Raw genomic sequence first — 15,560 nt, forward strand, 5'->3', positions numbered from 1 at the left:
CGCCTTTGGCTCCGTCTGACCTGACTCTAGACGCAATCCTACAGACTGCCCCCATCAGCTTGGCGCTTGCCGCTAACAGCTCCCCACTGGTTTTAAGCTATAATCCCGCCCTTTAGCTGTTTCCTGCCCAGGCGGGAAGCACACTTTTTTCAGGCGCGACCCGCCTGCATGCAGACTAAAAGAGGCTAGACCCCTGTGGCATTGACGATTCTTGGCCTGTCCGGCGCCCTTAGCCATGATCCTTCCGCAGCCCTGTATATCGACGGCAAGCTGATCGCGGCCGCCGAAGAAGAGCGCTTCGTACGCGACAAACATGCAAAGAACCGCATGCCCTACGAATCGGCGAAGTTCTGCCTGGAACAAGCCGGTATCAAGCCCTCCGACGTTGACGTAGTGGCGATCCCGTTCGCCCCGATCAGCCTGTTCGGCGAGGCGCGCTGGCACTACGCCAAGCGTTACTGGTACGCCCCGGACCGCGCCCTCGACGCGATCCTGATGGGCAACCGTCGCTACAAGCGCTATCGCAACAAGATCGTCTGGTGCCTGGAGCAACTGGGCTTCGATCCGAAGAAAATCAAGATCGAGCCGGTTGAACACCACCTGGCCCACGCTTCCAGCGCCTACCACTGCTCCGGCTTCCAGGAGAAAACCGCGATCCTCGGCATCGACGGTAAAGGTGAGTACGCCACCACGTTCTTCGGTTATGGCGAGAACGGCAAGATCCACAAGATCAAGGAATTCTACGATCCGGACTCCCTCGGCGGCCTGTATGGCGCGATCACCGAGTTCCTCGGTTTCGAGATGCTCGACGGCGAGTTCAAGGTCATGGGCATGGCGCCGTACGGCGACGCCAGCAAATACGATTTCTCGCGCCTGGCCTCGTTTGAAAACGGCGAGCTGGTGATCAACACCGACTACGCCAACGTCATCGGCCTGCGTCGCTACAAAGAGAAGGGCAAGGGTTTCTACTTCTCGCCGAAACTGATCGAGTGGCTGGGCCCGAAACGCGAAGGCGACATCGCCGACGAGCCTTACATTCACTACGCCGCCAGCATGCAAGCACTGTTCGAAAAGCTGGCCTTGCAGATGATCGACCACTACCTGGGCGACATCCTCAAGGACACCGGCAAGCTGGCCTTCGCCGGCGGTTGCGCGCTGAACGTCAAGCTGAACCAGAAAATCATTGCCCGCGACGACGTGAAAGAGCTGTTCGTGCAGCCGGCGTCCGGCGATGCCGGTACTGCGGTGGGCGCGGCGGCCTACGTGTCCCACGCCCGGGGTGTGCCCGTGGAGAAGATGGAACACGTCTACCTCGGCCCGTCCTACAGCAACGAAGACGTGATCGCGGCGTGCGCCAAGCACGCGAGCAAGCCGGTATGGCGCAAGATCGAGAACATGCCTAAACGCATCGCCAAGATCATGGTCGACGGCAACCCGGTGGCCTGGTTCCAGGGCCGCATGGAGTTTGGCCCGCGTGCCCTCGGCGGTCGTTCGATCATCGGTTGCCCAAGCGCAACCGGCGTGGCTGACCGTATCAACCACCAGATCAAGTTCCGCGAGCGCTGGAGGCCTTTCTGCCCGTCGATGCTCGACACCGTGGCCCCGCAGATGATCAAGGTCGATCACCCGGCACCGTTCATGACCTTCACCTTTGAAGTGTCGGAAGAGTGGAAGACCCGCGTGCCGGAAGTGGTCCATGAAGATGGCACTTCCCGCGCCCAGGTGCTCAAGCGCGAATACAACCCGCGCTACTACGACATGATGAAGGAGCTGGAAGTGCTGACCGGCAACGGCGTGTCGCTGAACACCTCGCTCAACCGTCGTGGCGAAGCGATGATCTGCTCGCCGAAAGACGCGCTGGACATGTTCTTCGGGTCCGACCTGCAGTACCTGATCATGGAAGACATCCTGGTGGTCAAGGACGGCGTGGACCCTTATGACTCGCTCGGCTGATCGCCACGTCCTGCAGTTCTGCCACGGCTATGACGGGCCGTTCCTGGACTGCGCGCGGCAGTACGCCAGTTTGTTCGCAGGCTCCGGCTACAAGGTGACCACGGTGTTTCTCACCGGGGTCGCCGACCCTGAGGTCGCGGCCGGTTGCGCCTCTGATGAAGTGTTGTTCATGGAGTTCAGCTCCAAGGCCATTCGTGGCTTGAAGCTGGGCGCTATCGCCGAGATGCGCAAGATTGCCGCATCGCGCAACTTCAGTTTCTGTATTGCGCACCGCGCCAAGCCGATCTACGTCGCCTTGCTCGCCACGCGTTTGCAGGTGATCGGCGTGCATCACGCCTTTGGTGACTACCAACGCCGTGGCCGCCGCCTGTTCGCTTCGATTTTCCGCAAGCGCCTGAGCTTGCTGGGTGTCTCCGACGCCGTGCGCGACGACATCCGCCGTTGCCTGCCGAACTGGCCGGCGGCGCGCATCCAGACCTTGTACAACCGCATCGATGTCGAGGCCATGCAGGCCCTGCAAGTCTCGAAGGACGAGGCGCGGGACGCCCTCGGGCTCTCGCCGGATGAGTGGGTGGTCGGCAACGTCGGCCGCCTGCACCCGGACAAGGACCAGGCCACGCTGCTCAAGGGCTTCGCCCTGGCCTTGCCTCGGTTGCCCGCCGAAAGCCGCCTGGCGATCCTCGGCACCGGCCGCCTGGAGCAGGACCTCAAGGAACTGGCGCGTGAACTGGGGATTGCCGACAAGGTCCTGTTCCTCGGCCAGGTGCCGGATGCGCGTCGCTATTTCCGCGGGTTTGACGTGTTTGCCCTGAGCTCCGACCACGAGCCGTTCGGCATGGTGCTGCTTGAAGCCATGGCCGCCGGTGTACCGTTGCTGGCCACCGCTTGTGGCGGCGCCAAGGAAGTGGTCGAAGGCGTGGGCATCCTGTTCCCCTTCGGCGACGCCGAGCACCTGGCCCAAGGCCTGGAGCACCTGGCCGCGATGGATCAACACCAGCGACGCCAGTGCGCCGAGTTGATGCTGGAGCGTCTGCACGCGCGCTTCTCGGATCAGGCGGTACGCACTGCTTTCTGGCAACTGCCACACGTTATTGAACTGACCGCGAGGGCTTGATGCTCAATCGATTCCAAGGCTGGCGCGAGCGCGGCTGGACCGTCGTCGATGCACCTGCCTACAGCCAGGCCTGGCAGCGTTTTGGCGGCAGCGTCGCGACGCATCCGCAAGTGATCGAACGCCTGGCCGGGCTGGCGGCTATTCCGGTGCGCTACCTGGCCTGGGAACAGGCCGGTGAACTCAAGGCGTGCATTGCCACCTGGGGCCGCGACTTGGCCTTGTCCAAGGACGTGCTCAAGCGCCGCGGCAAGAAAGGCCTGTTCGACCTGGGCAATGCCGAGATCATCCTGCCGGCCGCTGCCGATGCGCAGGCGCCACTGCGCCAGCGTGGGCGTTACCTGTCGGGGCTCAATGAAGGCCGTTTCACGGGGCTCAAGCCCCAGGCCGAGCAGTTGGCCATGGCGCGCACGCCCGAAGACTTGTCGAAGAAATTCCGCTACAACCAGCGCCGCGAACTGCGCCTGTTGGAGGAGGCGGGCGGGGTGGTGCGGCCGGTCAGCGAGTTTTCCAGCACTGAGCTGGCGTCGATCTACTGCGACCTGTTCCTGCGCCGCTGGGGCTTTGTCGCAACGGGGGCCGAGCGTTTGGCCGAGGTGATCGAATTGCTGCGCGAGTGGTTGATCGGCTCGGTGATCTTCCTCAACGATGCGCCTATCGCGATCCAGTTGGTGTACCGGGTCGAGTCGCCAGAGTGGATCAGCGTGGAGTACGTCAACGGCGGGGTCGACCCTGAAACCCGTGCCTTCAGCCCCGGCAGCGTGTTGAGCTTTCTCAACACCCAGAGCGCCTGGGAACAGGCCCGCGAAGTCGGCAAGCCGCTGCGCTTTTCGTTTGGGCGTGCCGACCGCGAGTACAAGGACCGCTGGTGCAACCCTGTGCAGGTGTTCAGCTCATGACTCGCAAGCAGCAATTGCTCAAGCGCCATCGGCGCAACAAGCGCATGGCGCTGTTGATTGGTGTGTTGCTGCTGGTGTTGATCGGCATCTTGGTGGCCTGGTGGTTGCCGTTGCTGTTGGCCGCGCTGGCCTGGGTCGCTCACGAAGCGTGGTTTGCCGACCACCTGTTTTATGCCCCCAACGAAGACTATCAATACCGCTTCTCGGCCGATGCCGAGTTACCCGGCGTGCGCCTGGAGAACGGGCGCTTGTTGCTTGATCAACCGGTCGCCGCAGACGCCACGCTGGTGCTGGCGATCACAGTCAAAAGCACCTGGCTGGGACGCTTTCTCGACCCGAACATTGCCCTGGGTGACGACCGCCAAACCTTTGAGCGTGGGGTCAACGGCGTGCGTTATCTCAACCTCAGCGGATTGGCGCTGGATCAGTTGCAGCTGCGCGGTCGCCATTGTCGCCTGCTCGGCACACCGCGCCTGTGGGCCTGGACCCAGCCGGATTACAGCACCCAGCGTGTGATGGTCATCGCGCCCCACGCCGACGATGCCGAACTGGCAGCTTTCGGGCTCTACAGCCAGGCGCAAAAGCCGTGGATCGTCACCCTCACGGCGGGTGAAATCGAAGCCGAACACTATCAGCAGATGGGCCTGGACACGGTCGAAGCCGCGCGCATCAAGGGTCGCCTGCGCGCCTGGGACAGCATCGCCGTGCCGCTATGGGCGGGCGTACCCCAGGCGCACTGCGTGCAACTGGGTTATTTCTGCCTGCAATTGCAAGCCATGCAGGCCGCGCCAGCCCAGCCCTTCGCCTCCCGTGAAGCCGAGCTGAGCGATGTGCGGCCGTTTCGCCAGTTCAATCCGTTCCCGCTGCCGTCGGATAGCGACGGCTTGCCGACCTGGAATAACCTGCTGGCCGACCTGCGCGCGGTGCTGTTGATGGCGCGCCCTGAAGTAATCGTGCTGCCGTACTCGGCGCTGGACCCGCACCCCGATCATATCTGCGCGCAGAACGCCGTCATGCAGGCCTTGCAAGGCCTGGAGTGGCAGCCAACCACGCTGCTGGGCTACGCCAATCATCTGCATGACAATGACCGCTGGCCCATGGGCGACGCTGGCAGTGGCATAGCCTTGCCGCCGCTGTTCGATGCAACCCAGGAGCTGCATCCGTGCAGCCTGCCGCTGACGTTGGCGCAACAGCGCGACAAGGCCATGGCACTGGGCATGATGCACGACCTGCAACCCGCGCCACCCTTCAAGCGGCGTCTCCGGCGGTTGTTGCAGCGTGTACTGGCCGGGCGCGCGCGTTCGCCTTACGGGGAGAACGAGTTCTTCCGCAAGGCGGTGCGGCGACATGAGTTGTTCTGGCGTTTGTCACCTGTGAAAGGAAGAGCATGAAAGTTTTATTTCTGGTGCAGAAAGAACAGCGCGCCATCCTCGATCGTCTTTACGAAGGCATCGCCGAGCATTGCGAATGCGATACCCGCTGGCTGAGCAGCGCCGAGCAGCGCAACCTGCGCGGCTACTTTCGCCGTGAGGTCGATGTGACCCGCTACGACCGTATCGTGTTCTTCCTGCGTTTCAAGCAGGAAATCCGTCAGGCCGGTTTTATCCGTACGATCCCCAATCTGGTGATCCTCGAACACGATGCCTACCAGAACTACATTCCCTGCAAATACACCGGAAAATTCAGCGCCCATTACCGCCGTTTACCCTGGGCGCGGGTGATCAGCTCGGGCTTCATGGTGACCGAGCGCCTGCGTGCGGAAGGCTTCGACGCGGTGTTCGTGCCCAAGGGCTACGACCAGGCGCTGTTGCAGCCGCAGGCGCGTGAGCGTGACATCGAGCTGGCGTTTGTCGGTAGCACCAATAGCGTGGCCTACAGCGGGCGCAAGGCGTTGCTTGATGAGCTGGCACGGGTCGAGCCGCTGGTGGTGACGCGTACCAAGTCGGGTGAGGAATACTGTGCGACGCTCAACCGGATCCGCTTTTTTGTCAGTGCCGACGTGGGCATGGGCGAATACATGATCAAGAACTTCGAAGCCATGGCCTGTGGTTGCGTGCTGCTGGCGTTTGACCAGGGCGAGGCGGAAAACCAGGCCCTGGGTTTCAAGGACAAGGTCAACGTAGTGTTCTATAAAGACATCCCGCAATTGCAGGAAAAACTCGCCGAGTTGCGCGCCAACCCTCAGTTGGCGGCGGATATTGCGCGTAAAGGCCAGGAGCTGGCTGTCAGCCAGTTTAGCTTTGCACGTATCGGCCAGCGTATTGTCGAAGTGCTGCAGCCGCCTCTGCGGCCACGTGCGCCGTTGAGTTTGCTGGAAACGCTGCGCCTGAAACTGGGCGTGTAACCTCTGTCAGGCCGTCGATTGCGGTCATTTTATTGTTGGTGCCCACGTGCGATTTTCCGAACAGAGCGACATCACCCTTGTAGTGACCAGCTGCGGTCGCTTTGATCTGTTAAAGCGCACGCTTGAAAGCTTCGACGTGTTCAACACGGCTGACATCCGCGAGGTGTTCATCACCGAGGACTCCGGTGACGACGCGGTACGCCAGGCGATTCCGGCCCATTGGCAGGAACATTGCACTTTCTTCGTCAACCGCCCGAAGCTGGGGCAGTTGGCATCCATCGACCTGGCCTACGCGTCGGTGAAGACACCCTATATTTTCCATTGTGAAGATGACTGGGAGTTTTACCGCCCGGGGTTTGTCGAGGACTCCAAGACGGTGTTGGAGCTGCGCCCGGATGTGCTCCAGGTGTGGTTGCGCAACTTTGTCTATGACTTGCAGGTGCACAGCCCCTATATCCATCTGGGGCCGCGTGAGCTGATCGGTGGGGTGCCGTGCTACCCGCTGATCTCCGACAAGCCGGAGTGGCAGGCGTTTTCCCTGAACCCCGGTTTGCGCCGCCTCAAGGAGTACGCGTTGTGCGCGCCTTATGCCGGGTTCGAGGGCGAGAAGGGCTTGTCGCGGCGCTATGCGCAGTTGAACTTGATGGCCGTGACCCTTGAGGGCGATGCGGTATTGCACACCGGCTTCGGCTTGCATGTGTCGACCTCGGCCGAGCGCTTGAACAAGGCCAAGCGCAAGCGGCGCGAGCGGATCAAGCTGGTCGCCATGCTGTTGTTGGGCCTCGCCATCGGCTGGCTGGTCAATTGAGTTGCATGCACGCCTCCAGAACACCGCAGAAGGTTCGTATTATTCAATGAGCATCCTCAACGTCATGTGGGCCGGTGGTACTGCATTCGCTTCCGTGCAGAAGGTTCATCAGCAAGTGCTTGGCAGCGTCGACTGCGGTGCAGCCGTGCATACCTGGCTGCTTCAGGGCGGTGCACAAGCTGGAGATGGGGCGCTGGAATGGAATCTCTCATCGGCTCAGCTCAAGGGCCGTCACCTGTGGGCGTTGCTGCTGCCGCGTATGCGCGCGCGTTTTCGACGGGCGCTGCCGCAGGACGTGAAGGTCGTGCTGCTCGATGGCGTCGGCGTTGCGCGGGTGTTGTTGCCGGTGCTCAAGACCGTACCCGAGGTACGTGCTGTGGTGCTGTTTCACGGCATGACACGCCTGCGTCGCACGGATCGCAAGCTGTTCGAGCAATTCTCCGAGGCCCGACTGACCGTGGCAGCTGTGTCGCAGACCCTGGCCGACTCGTTGCAACGCGATTTGCATCGCCCGGTGGCAGTGCTGCGCAGCGCCTTTGACCCCAGCGCGTTTTGCGCCGCGATGCTGTCCCGCGAGCAGGCCCGCGCGCAGTTGGGCCTGGCCGCAGACAACGCGCCGGTGCTGGGCGCCGTGGGGCGCCTGGTGGGTAGCAAGGGCTTTGCCTGTTTGCTGGATGCGTTTGCCGCCGTGACCTCGCGTCGGCCCGGGGCGCGCTTGGTGATCATTGGCGAAGGCACTGCGCGTGCGGAGCTTGAAGCGCAGATCGAGCACCTTGGCTTGCGCGGCAAAGTCTTCATGCCGGGGCACCTGGCGGACGCGGCGACCCTGTATCGCGCATTTGATTGGGTGGCGATACCGTCTTCGGAGGAGGGGCTTGGGTTGATCGTGCAGGAGGCCGTGATGGCCGGTGTGCCGGTGCTGACCAGCGAGCTGGCGGTGTTCCGCGAGCAATTGGCGGACGCTGGTTGGTATGCACCGGCTGACGCTGTCGACGCCTGGACGCAACTGCTGGAGCGCGCTTTTTCAACCAGCCCGCACGTCGCCGTGGCGGCTCAGTTGGCGGCGCTGGCGCCGGAACAGGCCTGGCAGGACTTCACCGCCACCGCCCGCCGGCTGCTCTCACCCCGGTAGTACGGCTTGTTCGAGCGCTTGCATCGGAAAGCGTTCGTTCAGCTTCTCGCGCGCAATATAACGGGCGAAGTGCTGCAGGTTGCGCTTGACCAGCGCCGGACTCAGCGGCGCGCGCAGGAAGCGCAGGTCGGCCACGTCGATCAGGCCCATCTGGTTGTCCGGTGTCACGACAATGTTGCCCAGGTGCAGGGAGCGGAAGTAGATCCCGGCGCCATGCAGGCGGCGAATCAGCGTCACCAGCGGTTCCAGGTTCTGCTCCCAGTCAAAACCTTCCTTGTTGGCGATCTGGCGCAGCGTCTCGCCCGGTAGCGGGCGATACAGCACGGCGGTCATGCCGGGCGCGTCCAACTGGAAGCTGTCGAGTACGGTGAGGGTGGGAATGCCGCGTTGTTGCAACCCGAGCGCGTTATCGATGAAACGCTTGGAGTACGGGCGAAACAAGGCGGAAGAAAAAAACCGCTTGCGACGAAACAGTTTAAGGATGTTCCCGTCCGTCAGCAGGTAGACTTTGGGCCCATAGCTGTCCTTCTCCAGGATTCTGGCGCCTTCAATCATCGTGTTTAGAGCGGCTTGGGGAAGCCTTGAACATTGCATCGTCAGGAAGCCTTGTGGGAGTCGCGGGCACATGAGTCGGCAATGATGCCGAAAGTTTTGGGTTTTAACCATGCCGGGGTGGCAGGTTGGCCGTAGTATTAGGAGCGGATGATGCAGGCAAGTCGTTGGGCGCAAGTATGGATGGGGTTCGGGTTGCTGTGGTTTTTACTGGCAATCGCCTTTGCGCCGACCAATAAGATCTATCAACAGGGGCTGACGCTGTTCTTGTGGCTGCCGGCCATGGTGTTTGCCTGGTCTGCCCGTGAGCAGCTCAAGCAGGTCTGGCAGGCTCAGCGTTGGGTCTACCTGGCGCTGGGCGTAATGGCGGCCTGGGGCTTGATCAGCCTGCTGTGGACCAATGCCGAGGACCCTTCCCGCGAAGCCAAGCGCCTGCTGTATATCGGCGTATTCCTGCTGTTCTTGCCGGTGCTTGCCCAAGGGCGCACCGAGCAGGTGGTTCGCCTGATGCAGTGGGGCGGCTTTGGCCTGGCGTTGTCGTCGCTGCTGGCGATGGTCAAGTTCTATGGCCTTCAAGGCAATGCCTGGGACGCTCGTCTTGAAGGGTTGGGGCAGTTGTCCCATCCGATCCTGGGCGCGTACGTCATTGGTCTCGCGGCTGTGTGGATGCTGCACTGGATGCCCCGTGGGCGCTGGATGCAAGTGGCCTTCCTGGCGGCGATCGGGCTGCTCGGCCTGTTTGTCGTGGCGAGCCAGAGCCGTGGTGCCGCGCTGGCCTTGCTGTTGAGCGTGGTGGCGATGCCGCTGTGGAGCCGCGACCGACGCAGTACGGTGATCGCGATCGCCGCAGCGGTGGCGGCGGTGGTGGTATTCGTGTCGATGCAATCGTTGATGCTGTCCCGTGGCGTGTCGTTCCGGCCGCAGATTTTCATGGCGGCGCTGCAGATGATTGGCGAGCACCCTTGGACCGGTCTGGGCCTGGGTGGTAATTACAACGTGGTCTGGAATGAATTCCGCTTCGACCATTCCCACAACCTGTTCACCCACGTCGCCATCGAACTGGGCCTGCCGGGCCTGTTGCTGTGGTGCGCGGTGTGGTTCGGCGTGCTGTGGCAAGCCTGGAAAGTGCGTGACACCCATTACGGCAAAGGCCTCATCGGCATGTGGGTGTTCTCCACCCTGGCGATGCAGTTCGATGCGGCCAACCTCACCGGCACCCCGCGTGCCGAGTGGTTTATCACCTGGCTGCCGATCGCGCTGGTCAGCGTGTCGGTCTGGGCTCGGGCCAAACCCGGCGCTTGTGATAAAGTTGCCGCCCTACCTAATCAGTGAGCTCAACAATGAGTGACGCACCGCCTAAAGCGGAACAGGAATCCAGCCTGAAAATTTATTTCAGGCTGCTGGGATACGTGAAGCCGTACATCGGCATGTTCCTCGTGAGCATTATCGGGTTTGTGATTTTCGCATCCACCCAGCCCATGCTGGCCGGGATTCTCAAATACTTCGTGGATGGCCTGAGCAACCCGGACGTGGTGTTTTTCCCCAGTGTTCCGTACCTCAAGGACCTGAAACTGCTGATGGCCGTGCCGCTGCTGATCGTGCTGATCGCCGCGTGGCAGGGGCTGGGCTCTTTCCTGGGCAACTACTACCTGGCCAAGGTCTCCCTGGGGCTGGTCCACGATTTGCGGGTGCAGTTGTTCAACAAACTGCTGGTCCTGCCCAACCGCTATTTCGATACCCACAGCTCCGGGCACCTGATTTCCCGCATCACCTTCAACGTGACCATGGTCACCGGCGCCGCCACGGATGCGATCAAGGTCGTGATTCGCGAAGGCCTGACGGTGGTGTTCCTGTTCGGTTACCTGTTGTGGATGAACTGGAAGCTGACCCTGGTGATGCTGGCGATCCTGCCGATCATTGCCATGATGGTCGGCAGCACCAGCAAGAAATTCCGCAAGCAGAGCAAGAAAATCCAGGTGGCGATGGGCGACGTGACCCACGTGGCCTCGGAAACCATCCAGGGTTATCGCGTGGTGCGCAGCTTCGGTGGGGAGACCTACGAAGAGCAGCGTTTCGCCAAGGCGAGCATGAGCAACACCGAAAAGCAGATGCGCATGACCAAGACCGGTGCGGTCTACACGCCCATGCTGCAATTGGTGATCTACACCGCGATGGCGGCGCTGATGTTCCTGGTGCTGTTCCTGCGGGGTGACGCGACCGCCGGCGACCTGGTGGCCTATATCACGGCTGCGGGCCTGCTGCCCAAGCCGATCCGCCAGTTGTCGGAAGTCAGCTCGACGATCCAGAAGGGCGTCGCCGGTGCCGAGAGCATCTTCGAACAGCTGGACGTGGTGCCTGAAGTCGACACCGGCACTGTGGAAAAAGAGCGGGTCAGCGGCCACCTTGAGGTGCGCAACCTGAGCTTCACCTACCCCGGCACCGAGCGCGAAGTGCTCAAGAACATCAGCTTCATCGCAGCGCCAGGCCAGATGGTCGCGCTGGTCGGGCGTTCGGGCAGTGGCAAGTCCACCCTGGCCGCGCTGATTCCGCGTTTCTATCATCATGAAGTCGGCGAGATCCTGCTCGATGAAGTGGAAATCGAGGACTACCGCCTGCGCAACCTGCGCCGCCACGTGGCCCAGGTGACCCAGCACGTGACGCTGTTCAACGACACCGTGGCCAACAACATCGCCTACGGCGACCTGGCCGGCGCGCCGCGTGAAGACGTCGAAAAAGCTGCCCGTGATGCCTACGCCATGGACTTCATCGCCGAGCTGCCCAAGGGCTTGGACACCGAAGTCGGCGAAAACGGCGTGCTGCTCTCCGGCGGTCAGCGTCAGCGTCTGGCGATTGCCCGTGCCTTGCTGAAAAACGCACCGCTGCTGATCCTCGATGAGGCGACCTCGGCGCTGGACACCGAGTCCGAGCGGCATATCCAGGCCGCCCTGGACAAGGTCATGAAGGGCCGTACGACCCTGGTGATTGCGCACCGCTTGTCCACCATCGAGAAGGCTGACCTGATCCTGGTGATGGATCACGGTGAAATCGTCGAGCGTGGCACCCATGCCGATTTGTTGGCCCTGGGTGGCTACTACTCGCGTTTGCACGCCATGGGGCTGGACGAGCCGGCAACGGCCAACATCGTCTGACCGACCGGGGCGCGCAATGCGCCCCGTTTTTGTTCAAAAAGTGAGCAGTTGCGCGGTCGGATGTCTTACAGATAAAGCTCTCGAACTAGGCAGCGCCCACCCTGTGCTAATATCGCGCCCCTGTTCATTTTGTATGTGGGTTGCTCCATGAAGTTGTCCATGCCGCGATTCGATCAAGCCCCTGTCTTGGTGGTCGGCGATGTCATGCTCGACCGTTACTGGCATGGTGGTACCTCACGGATTTCCCCTGAGGCGCCGGTACCGGTAGTCAAGGTCGAGCAAATCGAAGACCGTCCAGGCGGCGCTGCCAACGTTGCCCTCAATATTGCCGCCCTCGGCGCCCCGGCCTCCCTGGTCGGCGTGACCGGCGATGACGAAGCCGCCGACAGCCTGGCCAACAGCCTGCGCGGTGCCGGCGTGCGTGCGCTGTTCCAGCGCATTGCCCATCAGCCGACCATCGTCAAGCTGCGGGTCATGAGTCGTCACCAGCAATTGCTGCGGATCGATTTTGAAGAACCCTTCGCCACCGACGCCCTGGCCCTCAGCGGTCAGGTCGATGCGTTGCTCGAAGGCATCAAGGTGCTGGTGTTGTCCGATTACGGCAAAGGCGCCTTGAAGAACCACCAGGCACTGATCCAGGCCGCCAAGGCCAAGGGCATTCCGGTGCTGGCCGACCCCAAGGGCAAGGATTTCTCGATTTATCGCGGTGCCAGCCTGATCACGCCGAACCTCAGCGAGTTCGAAGCCATCGTCGGCGGCTGCGCCGATGAGCACGAGCTGGTGAGCAAAGGCGCGGCATTGATGGCCGACCTCGACCTTGGCGCCTTGCTGGTGACCCGTGGCGAGCACGGCATGACCCTGCTGCGTCCGGATCATCCGGCGATGCACCTGCCGGCGCGGGCCCGTGAAGTGTTCGACGTCACCGGCGCCGGCGACACCGTGATCTCCACCCTGGCCGCCTCGATTGCGGCCGGCGAAGAACTGCCTCACGCCGTGGCCCTGGCCAACCTGGCGGCGGGCATTGTGGTCGGCAAGTTGGGTACGGCGGCCATCAGTGCACCGGAACTGCGGCGCGCCATCCAGCGTTCCGAAGGTTCGGAGCGTGGCGTGCTGGGGATCGAGCAATTGCTGCTGGCGATCGACGATGCCCGTGCCCACAACGAAAGCATTGTGTTCACCAACGGCTGCTTCGACATCCTGCATGCTGGCCACGTGACCTATCTGGAACAGGCGCGCGCCCAAGGCGATCGCCTGATCGTCGCGGTCAACGACGACGCGTCGGTCAGCCGCCTCAAAGGCCCGGGCCGTCCGATCAACAGTGTCGACCGTCGTATGGCGGTCCTGGCTGGCCTGGGCGCGGTGGACTGGGTGATCAGCTTTGCTGAAGGTACCCCGGAAAACCTGCTGGCCCAGGTCAAGCCGGACGTGCTGGTCAAGGGCGGCGATTACTCCGTCGACCAGGTGGTCGGTGCCGACATCGTCAGCGCCTATGGCGGCACGGTCAAAGTGCTGGGGCTGGTTGAAAACAGCTCGACCACGGCCATCGTCGAGAAGATTCGCAACAATGAGTAAGTGTGTCCTGATAACCGGCGGTGCGGGCTTTATCGGCTCGCACCTGGTCGATGCGTTGTTGGCCAAGGGCTACGGCGTGCGCGTGTTGGACAACCTGTCCACCGGCAAGCGCAGCAACCTGCCGTTGGATAATCCGCGGGTCGAGTTGCTGGAGGGTGATGTCGCCGACGCCGAGCTGGTCGCGCGTGCCGCGGTCGGCACGGCGGCGGTGGTGCACCTGGCGGCGGTGGCCTCGGTGCAGGCATCGGTGGATGACCCGGTCAGCACGCACCAGAGCAATTTCGTCGGTACGCTGAACGTGTGCGAAGCCATGCGCAAAGCGGCGGTGAAGCGCGTGGTCTTCGCCTCCAGCGCGGCGGTGTACGGCAACAATGGCGAGGGTGCTTCGATTGACGAAGAGACCACCAAGGCGCCGTTGACGCCCTATGCGTCCGACAAATTGGCCGGCGAGCATTACTTCGACTTTTACCGTCGCCAGCACAGTCTGGAGCCGGTGATTTTCCGCTTCTTCAATATCTTCGGGCCGCGCCAGGACCCGTCCTCTCCGTACTCCGGAGTGATCAGCATCTTCAGCGAGCGCGTGCAGCAGGGCGTGCCGATTGCCGTGTTTGGCGATGGCGAGCAGACCCGTGACTTCATGTATGTGGAAGATCTGGTTGACGTGTTGGTGCAAGCCATTGAGGCGCCGGACGCGCCGTTGGGCGCGATCAATGTGGGCTGGAATCGAACGACGACGCTCAAGCAGGTGTTGCAGGCGCTGGAAGAGATTGTCGGCAAGTTGCCAGCGGTGACTTACGGGCCGGCACGTTCGGGGGATATTCGTCACTCGCGGGCGAATAATCAGCGCTTGTTGGCGAGCTTCAAGTTGCCCGAGCCTACGCCTCTGAAAGTCGGCCTGGAGCGCTTGCTCAACGGCTGACGCGATTATAAATGTGGGAGCGGGCTTGCTCGCGAAGGCGGTGTACCAGTCTCTGCCTGTGCGGGCTGATCCACCGCTTTCGCGAGCAAGCCCGCTCCCACATTTGGATTTGCGCCGGGCTTGGCATTGGAGTGGAGCCGCTAGCTGCTGGCCTTCTTCTTCGGCGTAATCTTGCGCAGCACCCGCTGGGCCAAACGCTTCAATTTCGATTCTTTCTCCGGCTCCGCCAAGCCTTGCTGGCGCAGCCAATCCTTCCAGCGAATCCGCTCCTCACGCACCAGCCAGCCTTCCTGCTGGGCGAAGCTCTCCGCGAGGAATAAACCCCGGGTGCTGGCCGGGTACAACTGGTCTTTCTTCACGGTGTAGAGCTCAGCGACGGGCTGGCCATCCTTGAGTGGCATCAGGTACAGGTCCGGGCGCTGGCGGTCGAGGCGCGCCACCAACTGGTCGCCTTCCAGGCGCTCGTCCACATGGAACAGGCTCAGGGACTTGGCTTCCTTCGGCACTTCCAGGCGCAAGTCGTAGATCAATTGCAGTGACGCCGTGGGCAGGTGCACATAGGCCCGTGGGCGTTCGATCAGCTGAGTGGTCGCGCAACGCACCGGGCGAGCTGCGCCGGACAGCGGGCTGAGGCGAAACGGCAGTGCTTCGCGGTAATGCAGCGCGGCGGAGTAGGGCGCCGGCAGCCAGGTGTCGTTGAAGCGCCCGCCGAGCCAGCCTTCGGGCGTTTCCAGCAGGCACTCTTCGGCGATTTCCTGGATGGCGGTGTGCAGCGGCAGGTTCAGTTCGTGGGCGGGGACGTAGCCGGAGATCAGCTTGAGTACCACGTCGCCACGGTCCTGGCGTCGCTGGCGTACCAGCACCCAGTAGTCCTTGTTTTGCCAGTGCAGGGTCAGTCGTACCGACACGCCGAGGTTCGCCAGTTCCAGCACGAAACGCTCGGGGTCGGCCACCTCCACCGGCTTGCGCCGTTGCAGGGTCTGGGCGAAGTTGAGCGGCATGCCGACGCTCTGGTAGTTCAGTCCTTCGGGGGTGGCTTCGACGTGCAGCGGCAGTGTCTTGAAGTTGCTGGGGTTTTTTCGTATGAGCGTGCGCGCCATGTCGGCTCCTGCTTGCGACTG

13 protein-coding genes are annotated in these 15,560 nt (G+C 62.4%); 11 read left to right on the forward strand and 2 right to left on the reverse strand.

Annotated elements, in window-relative coordinates; translation table 11 throughout:
• The first annotated feature begins 195 nt into the window (after positions 1-195).
• From PSH81_RS02380 to PSH81_RS02410, 7 genes are read left to right on the forward strand one after another with little or no spacing between them, the layout of a single operon-like run.
• On the forward strand, positions 196-1,953 hold the full coding sequence (locus PSH81_RS02380; RefSeq protein WP_192298286.1) for a carbamoyltransferase: 1,758 nt from the start codon (positions 196-198) through the stop codon (positions 1,951-1,953).
• Positions 1,937-3,067 (forward strand): glycosyltransferase, encoded by a 1,131-nt coding sequence (locus PSH81_RS02385; RefSeq protein WP_305391943.1) that lies wholly within the window; start codon positions 1,937-1,939, stop codon positions 3,065-3,067. The genes PSH81_RS02380 and PSH81_RS02385 overlap by 17 nt, the downstream gene beginning before the upstream one ends.
• A complete protein-coding gene (locus PSH81_RS02390; RefSeq protein ID WP_305391944.1) occupies positions 3,067-3,963 on the forward strand; it encodes an antimicrobial resistance protein Mig-14 in 897 nt (298 codons plus the stop codon). The genes PSH81_RS02385 and PSH81_RS02390 overlap by 1 nt, the downstream gene beginning before the upstream one ends.
• The gene (locus PSH81_RS02395; RefSeq protein WP_305391945.1) at positions 3,960-5,354 is read left to right on the forward strand and encodes a PIG-L family deacetylase; all 1,395 of its coding nucleotides are present in this window, start codon (positions 3,960-3,962) and stop codon (positions 5,352-5,354) included. Before PSH81_RS02390 ends, PSH81_RS02395 begins: the two co-directional genes overlap by 4 nt.
• Positions 5,351-6,307, forward strand: coding sequence for a glycosyltransferase (locus PSH81_RS02400; protein WP_226455583.1), 957 nt, complete (start codon positions 5,351-5,353; stop codon positions 6,305-6,307). Before PSH81_RS02395 ends, PSH81_RS02400 begins: the two co-directional genes overlap by 4 nt.
• Before the next feature lie 46 nt (positions 6,308-6,353).
• Positions 6,354-7,115, forward strand: coding sequence for a glycosyltransferase family 2 protein (locus tag PSH81_RS02405; RefSeq protein WP_226455584.1), 762 nt, complete (start codon positions 6,354-6,356; stop codon positions 7,113-7,115).
• A 46-nt stretch (positions 7,116-7,161) separates the two neighbouring features.
• The gene (locus tag PSH81_RS02410; RefSeq protein WP_305391946.1) at positions 7,162-8,247 is read left to right on the forward strand and encodes a glycosyltransferase; all 1,086 of its coding nucleotides are present in this window, start codon (positions 7,162-7,164) and stop codon (positions 8,245-8,247) included.
• On the opposite strand, the gene PSH81_RS02415 is transcribed toward PSH81_RS02410, so the two are convergent.
• Entirely contained in the window at positions 8,236-8,802 is a 567-nt protein-coding gene (locus tag PSH81_RS02415; protein ID WP_192298279.1) for a toluene tolerance protein, read from the reverse strand. The genes PSH81_RS02410 and PSH81_RS02415 overlap by 12 nt on opposite strands.
• A gap of 150 nt (positions 8,803-8,952) precedes the next feature.
• Here PSH81_RS02415 and PSH81_RS02420 point away from each other — a divergent pair, with 150 nt between their 5' ends.
• The 4 genes from PSH81_RS02420 (at position 8,953) to PSH81_RS02435 (ending at position 14,439) form a co-directional block, all read left to right on the forward strand.
• On the forward strand, positions 8,953-10,131 hold the full coding sequence (locus PSH81_RS02420) for an O-antigen ligase (RefSeq protein ID WP_226455586.1): 1,179 nt from the start codon (positions 8,953-8,955) through the stop codon (positions 10,129-10,131).
• 8 nt (positions 10,132-10,139) lie between these two features.
• A complete protein-coding gene (msbA, locus tag PSH81_RS02425; protein ID WP_192298277.1) occupies positions 10,140-11,948 on the forward strand; it encodes a lipid A export permease/ATP-binding protein MsbA in 1,809 nt (602 codons plus the stop codon).
• 147 nt (positions 11,949-12,095) lie between these two features.
• Entirely contained in the window at positions 12,096-13,520 is a 1,425-nt protein-coding gene (gene hldE, locus PSH81_RS02430) for a bifunctional D-glycero-beta-D-manno-heptose-7-phosphate kinase/D-glycero-beta-D-manno-heptose 1-phosphate adenylyltransferase HldE (protein ID WP_192298276.1), read from the forward strand.
• Positions 13,513-14,439 carry an NAD-dependent epimerase/dehydratase family protein gene (locus PSH81_RS02435; protein ID WP_305391947.1) on the forward strand — a complete coding sequence of 309 codons (927 nt, stop codon included), beginning with the start codon at positions 13,513-13,515 and terminating at the stop codon, positions 14,437-14,439. The genes hldE and PSH81_RS02435 overlap by 8 nt, the downstream gene beginning before the upstream one ends.
• Before the next feature lie 140 nt (positions 14,440-14,579).
• Here PSH81_RS02435 and PSH81_RS02440 read toward each other — a convergent pair whose 3' ends face one another.
• Positions 14,580-15,539, reverse strand: coding sequence for a metal ABC transporter ATPase (locus PSH81_RS02440; RefSeq protein WP_192298274.1), 960 nt, complete (start codon positions 15,537-15,539; stop codon positions 14,580-14,582).
• Positions 15,540-15,560 lie beyond the last annotated feature (21 nt).

It is taken from the genome of Pseudomonas sp. FP2335 (assembly GCF_030687535.1).
In the GTDB taxonomy this organism is placed as follows: domain Bacteria; phylum Pseudomonadota; class Gammaproteobacteria; order Pseudomonadales; family Pseudomonadaceae; genus Aquipseudomonas.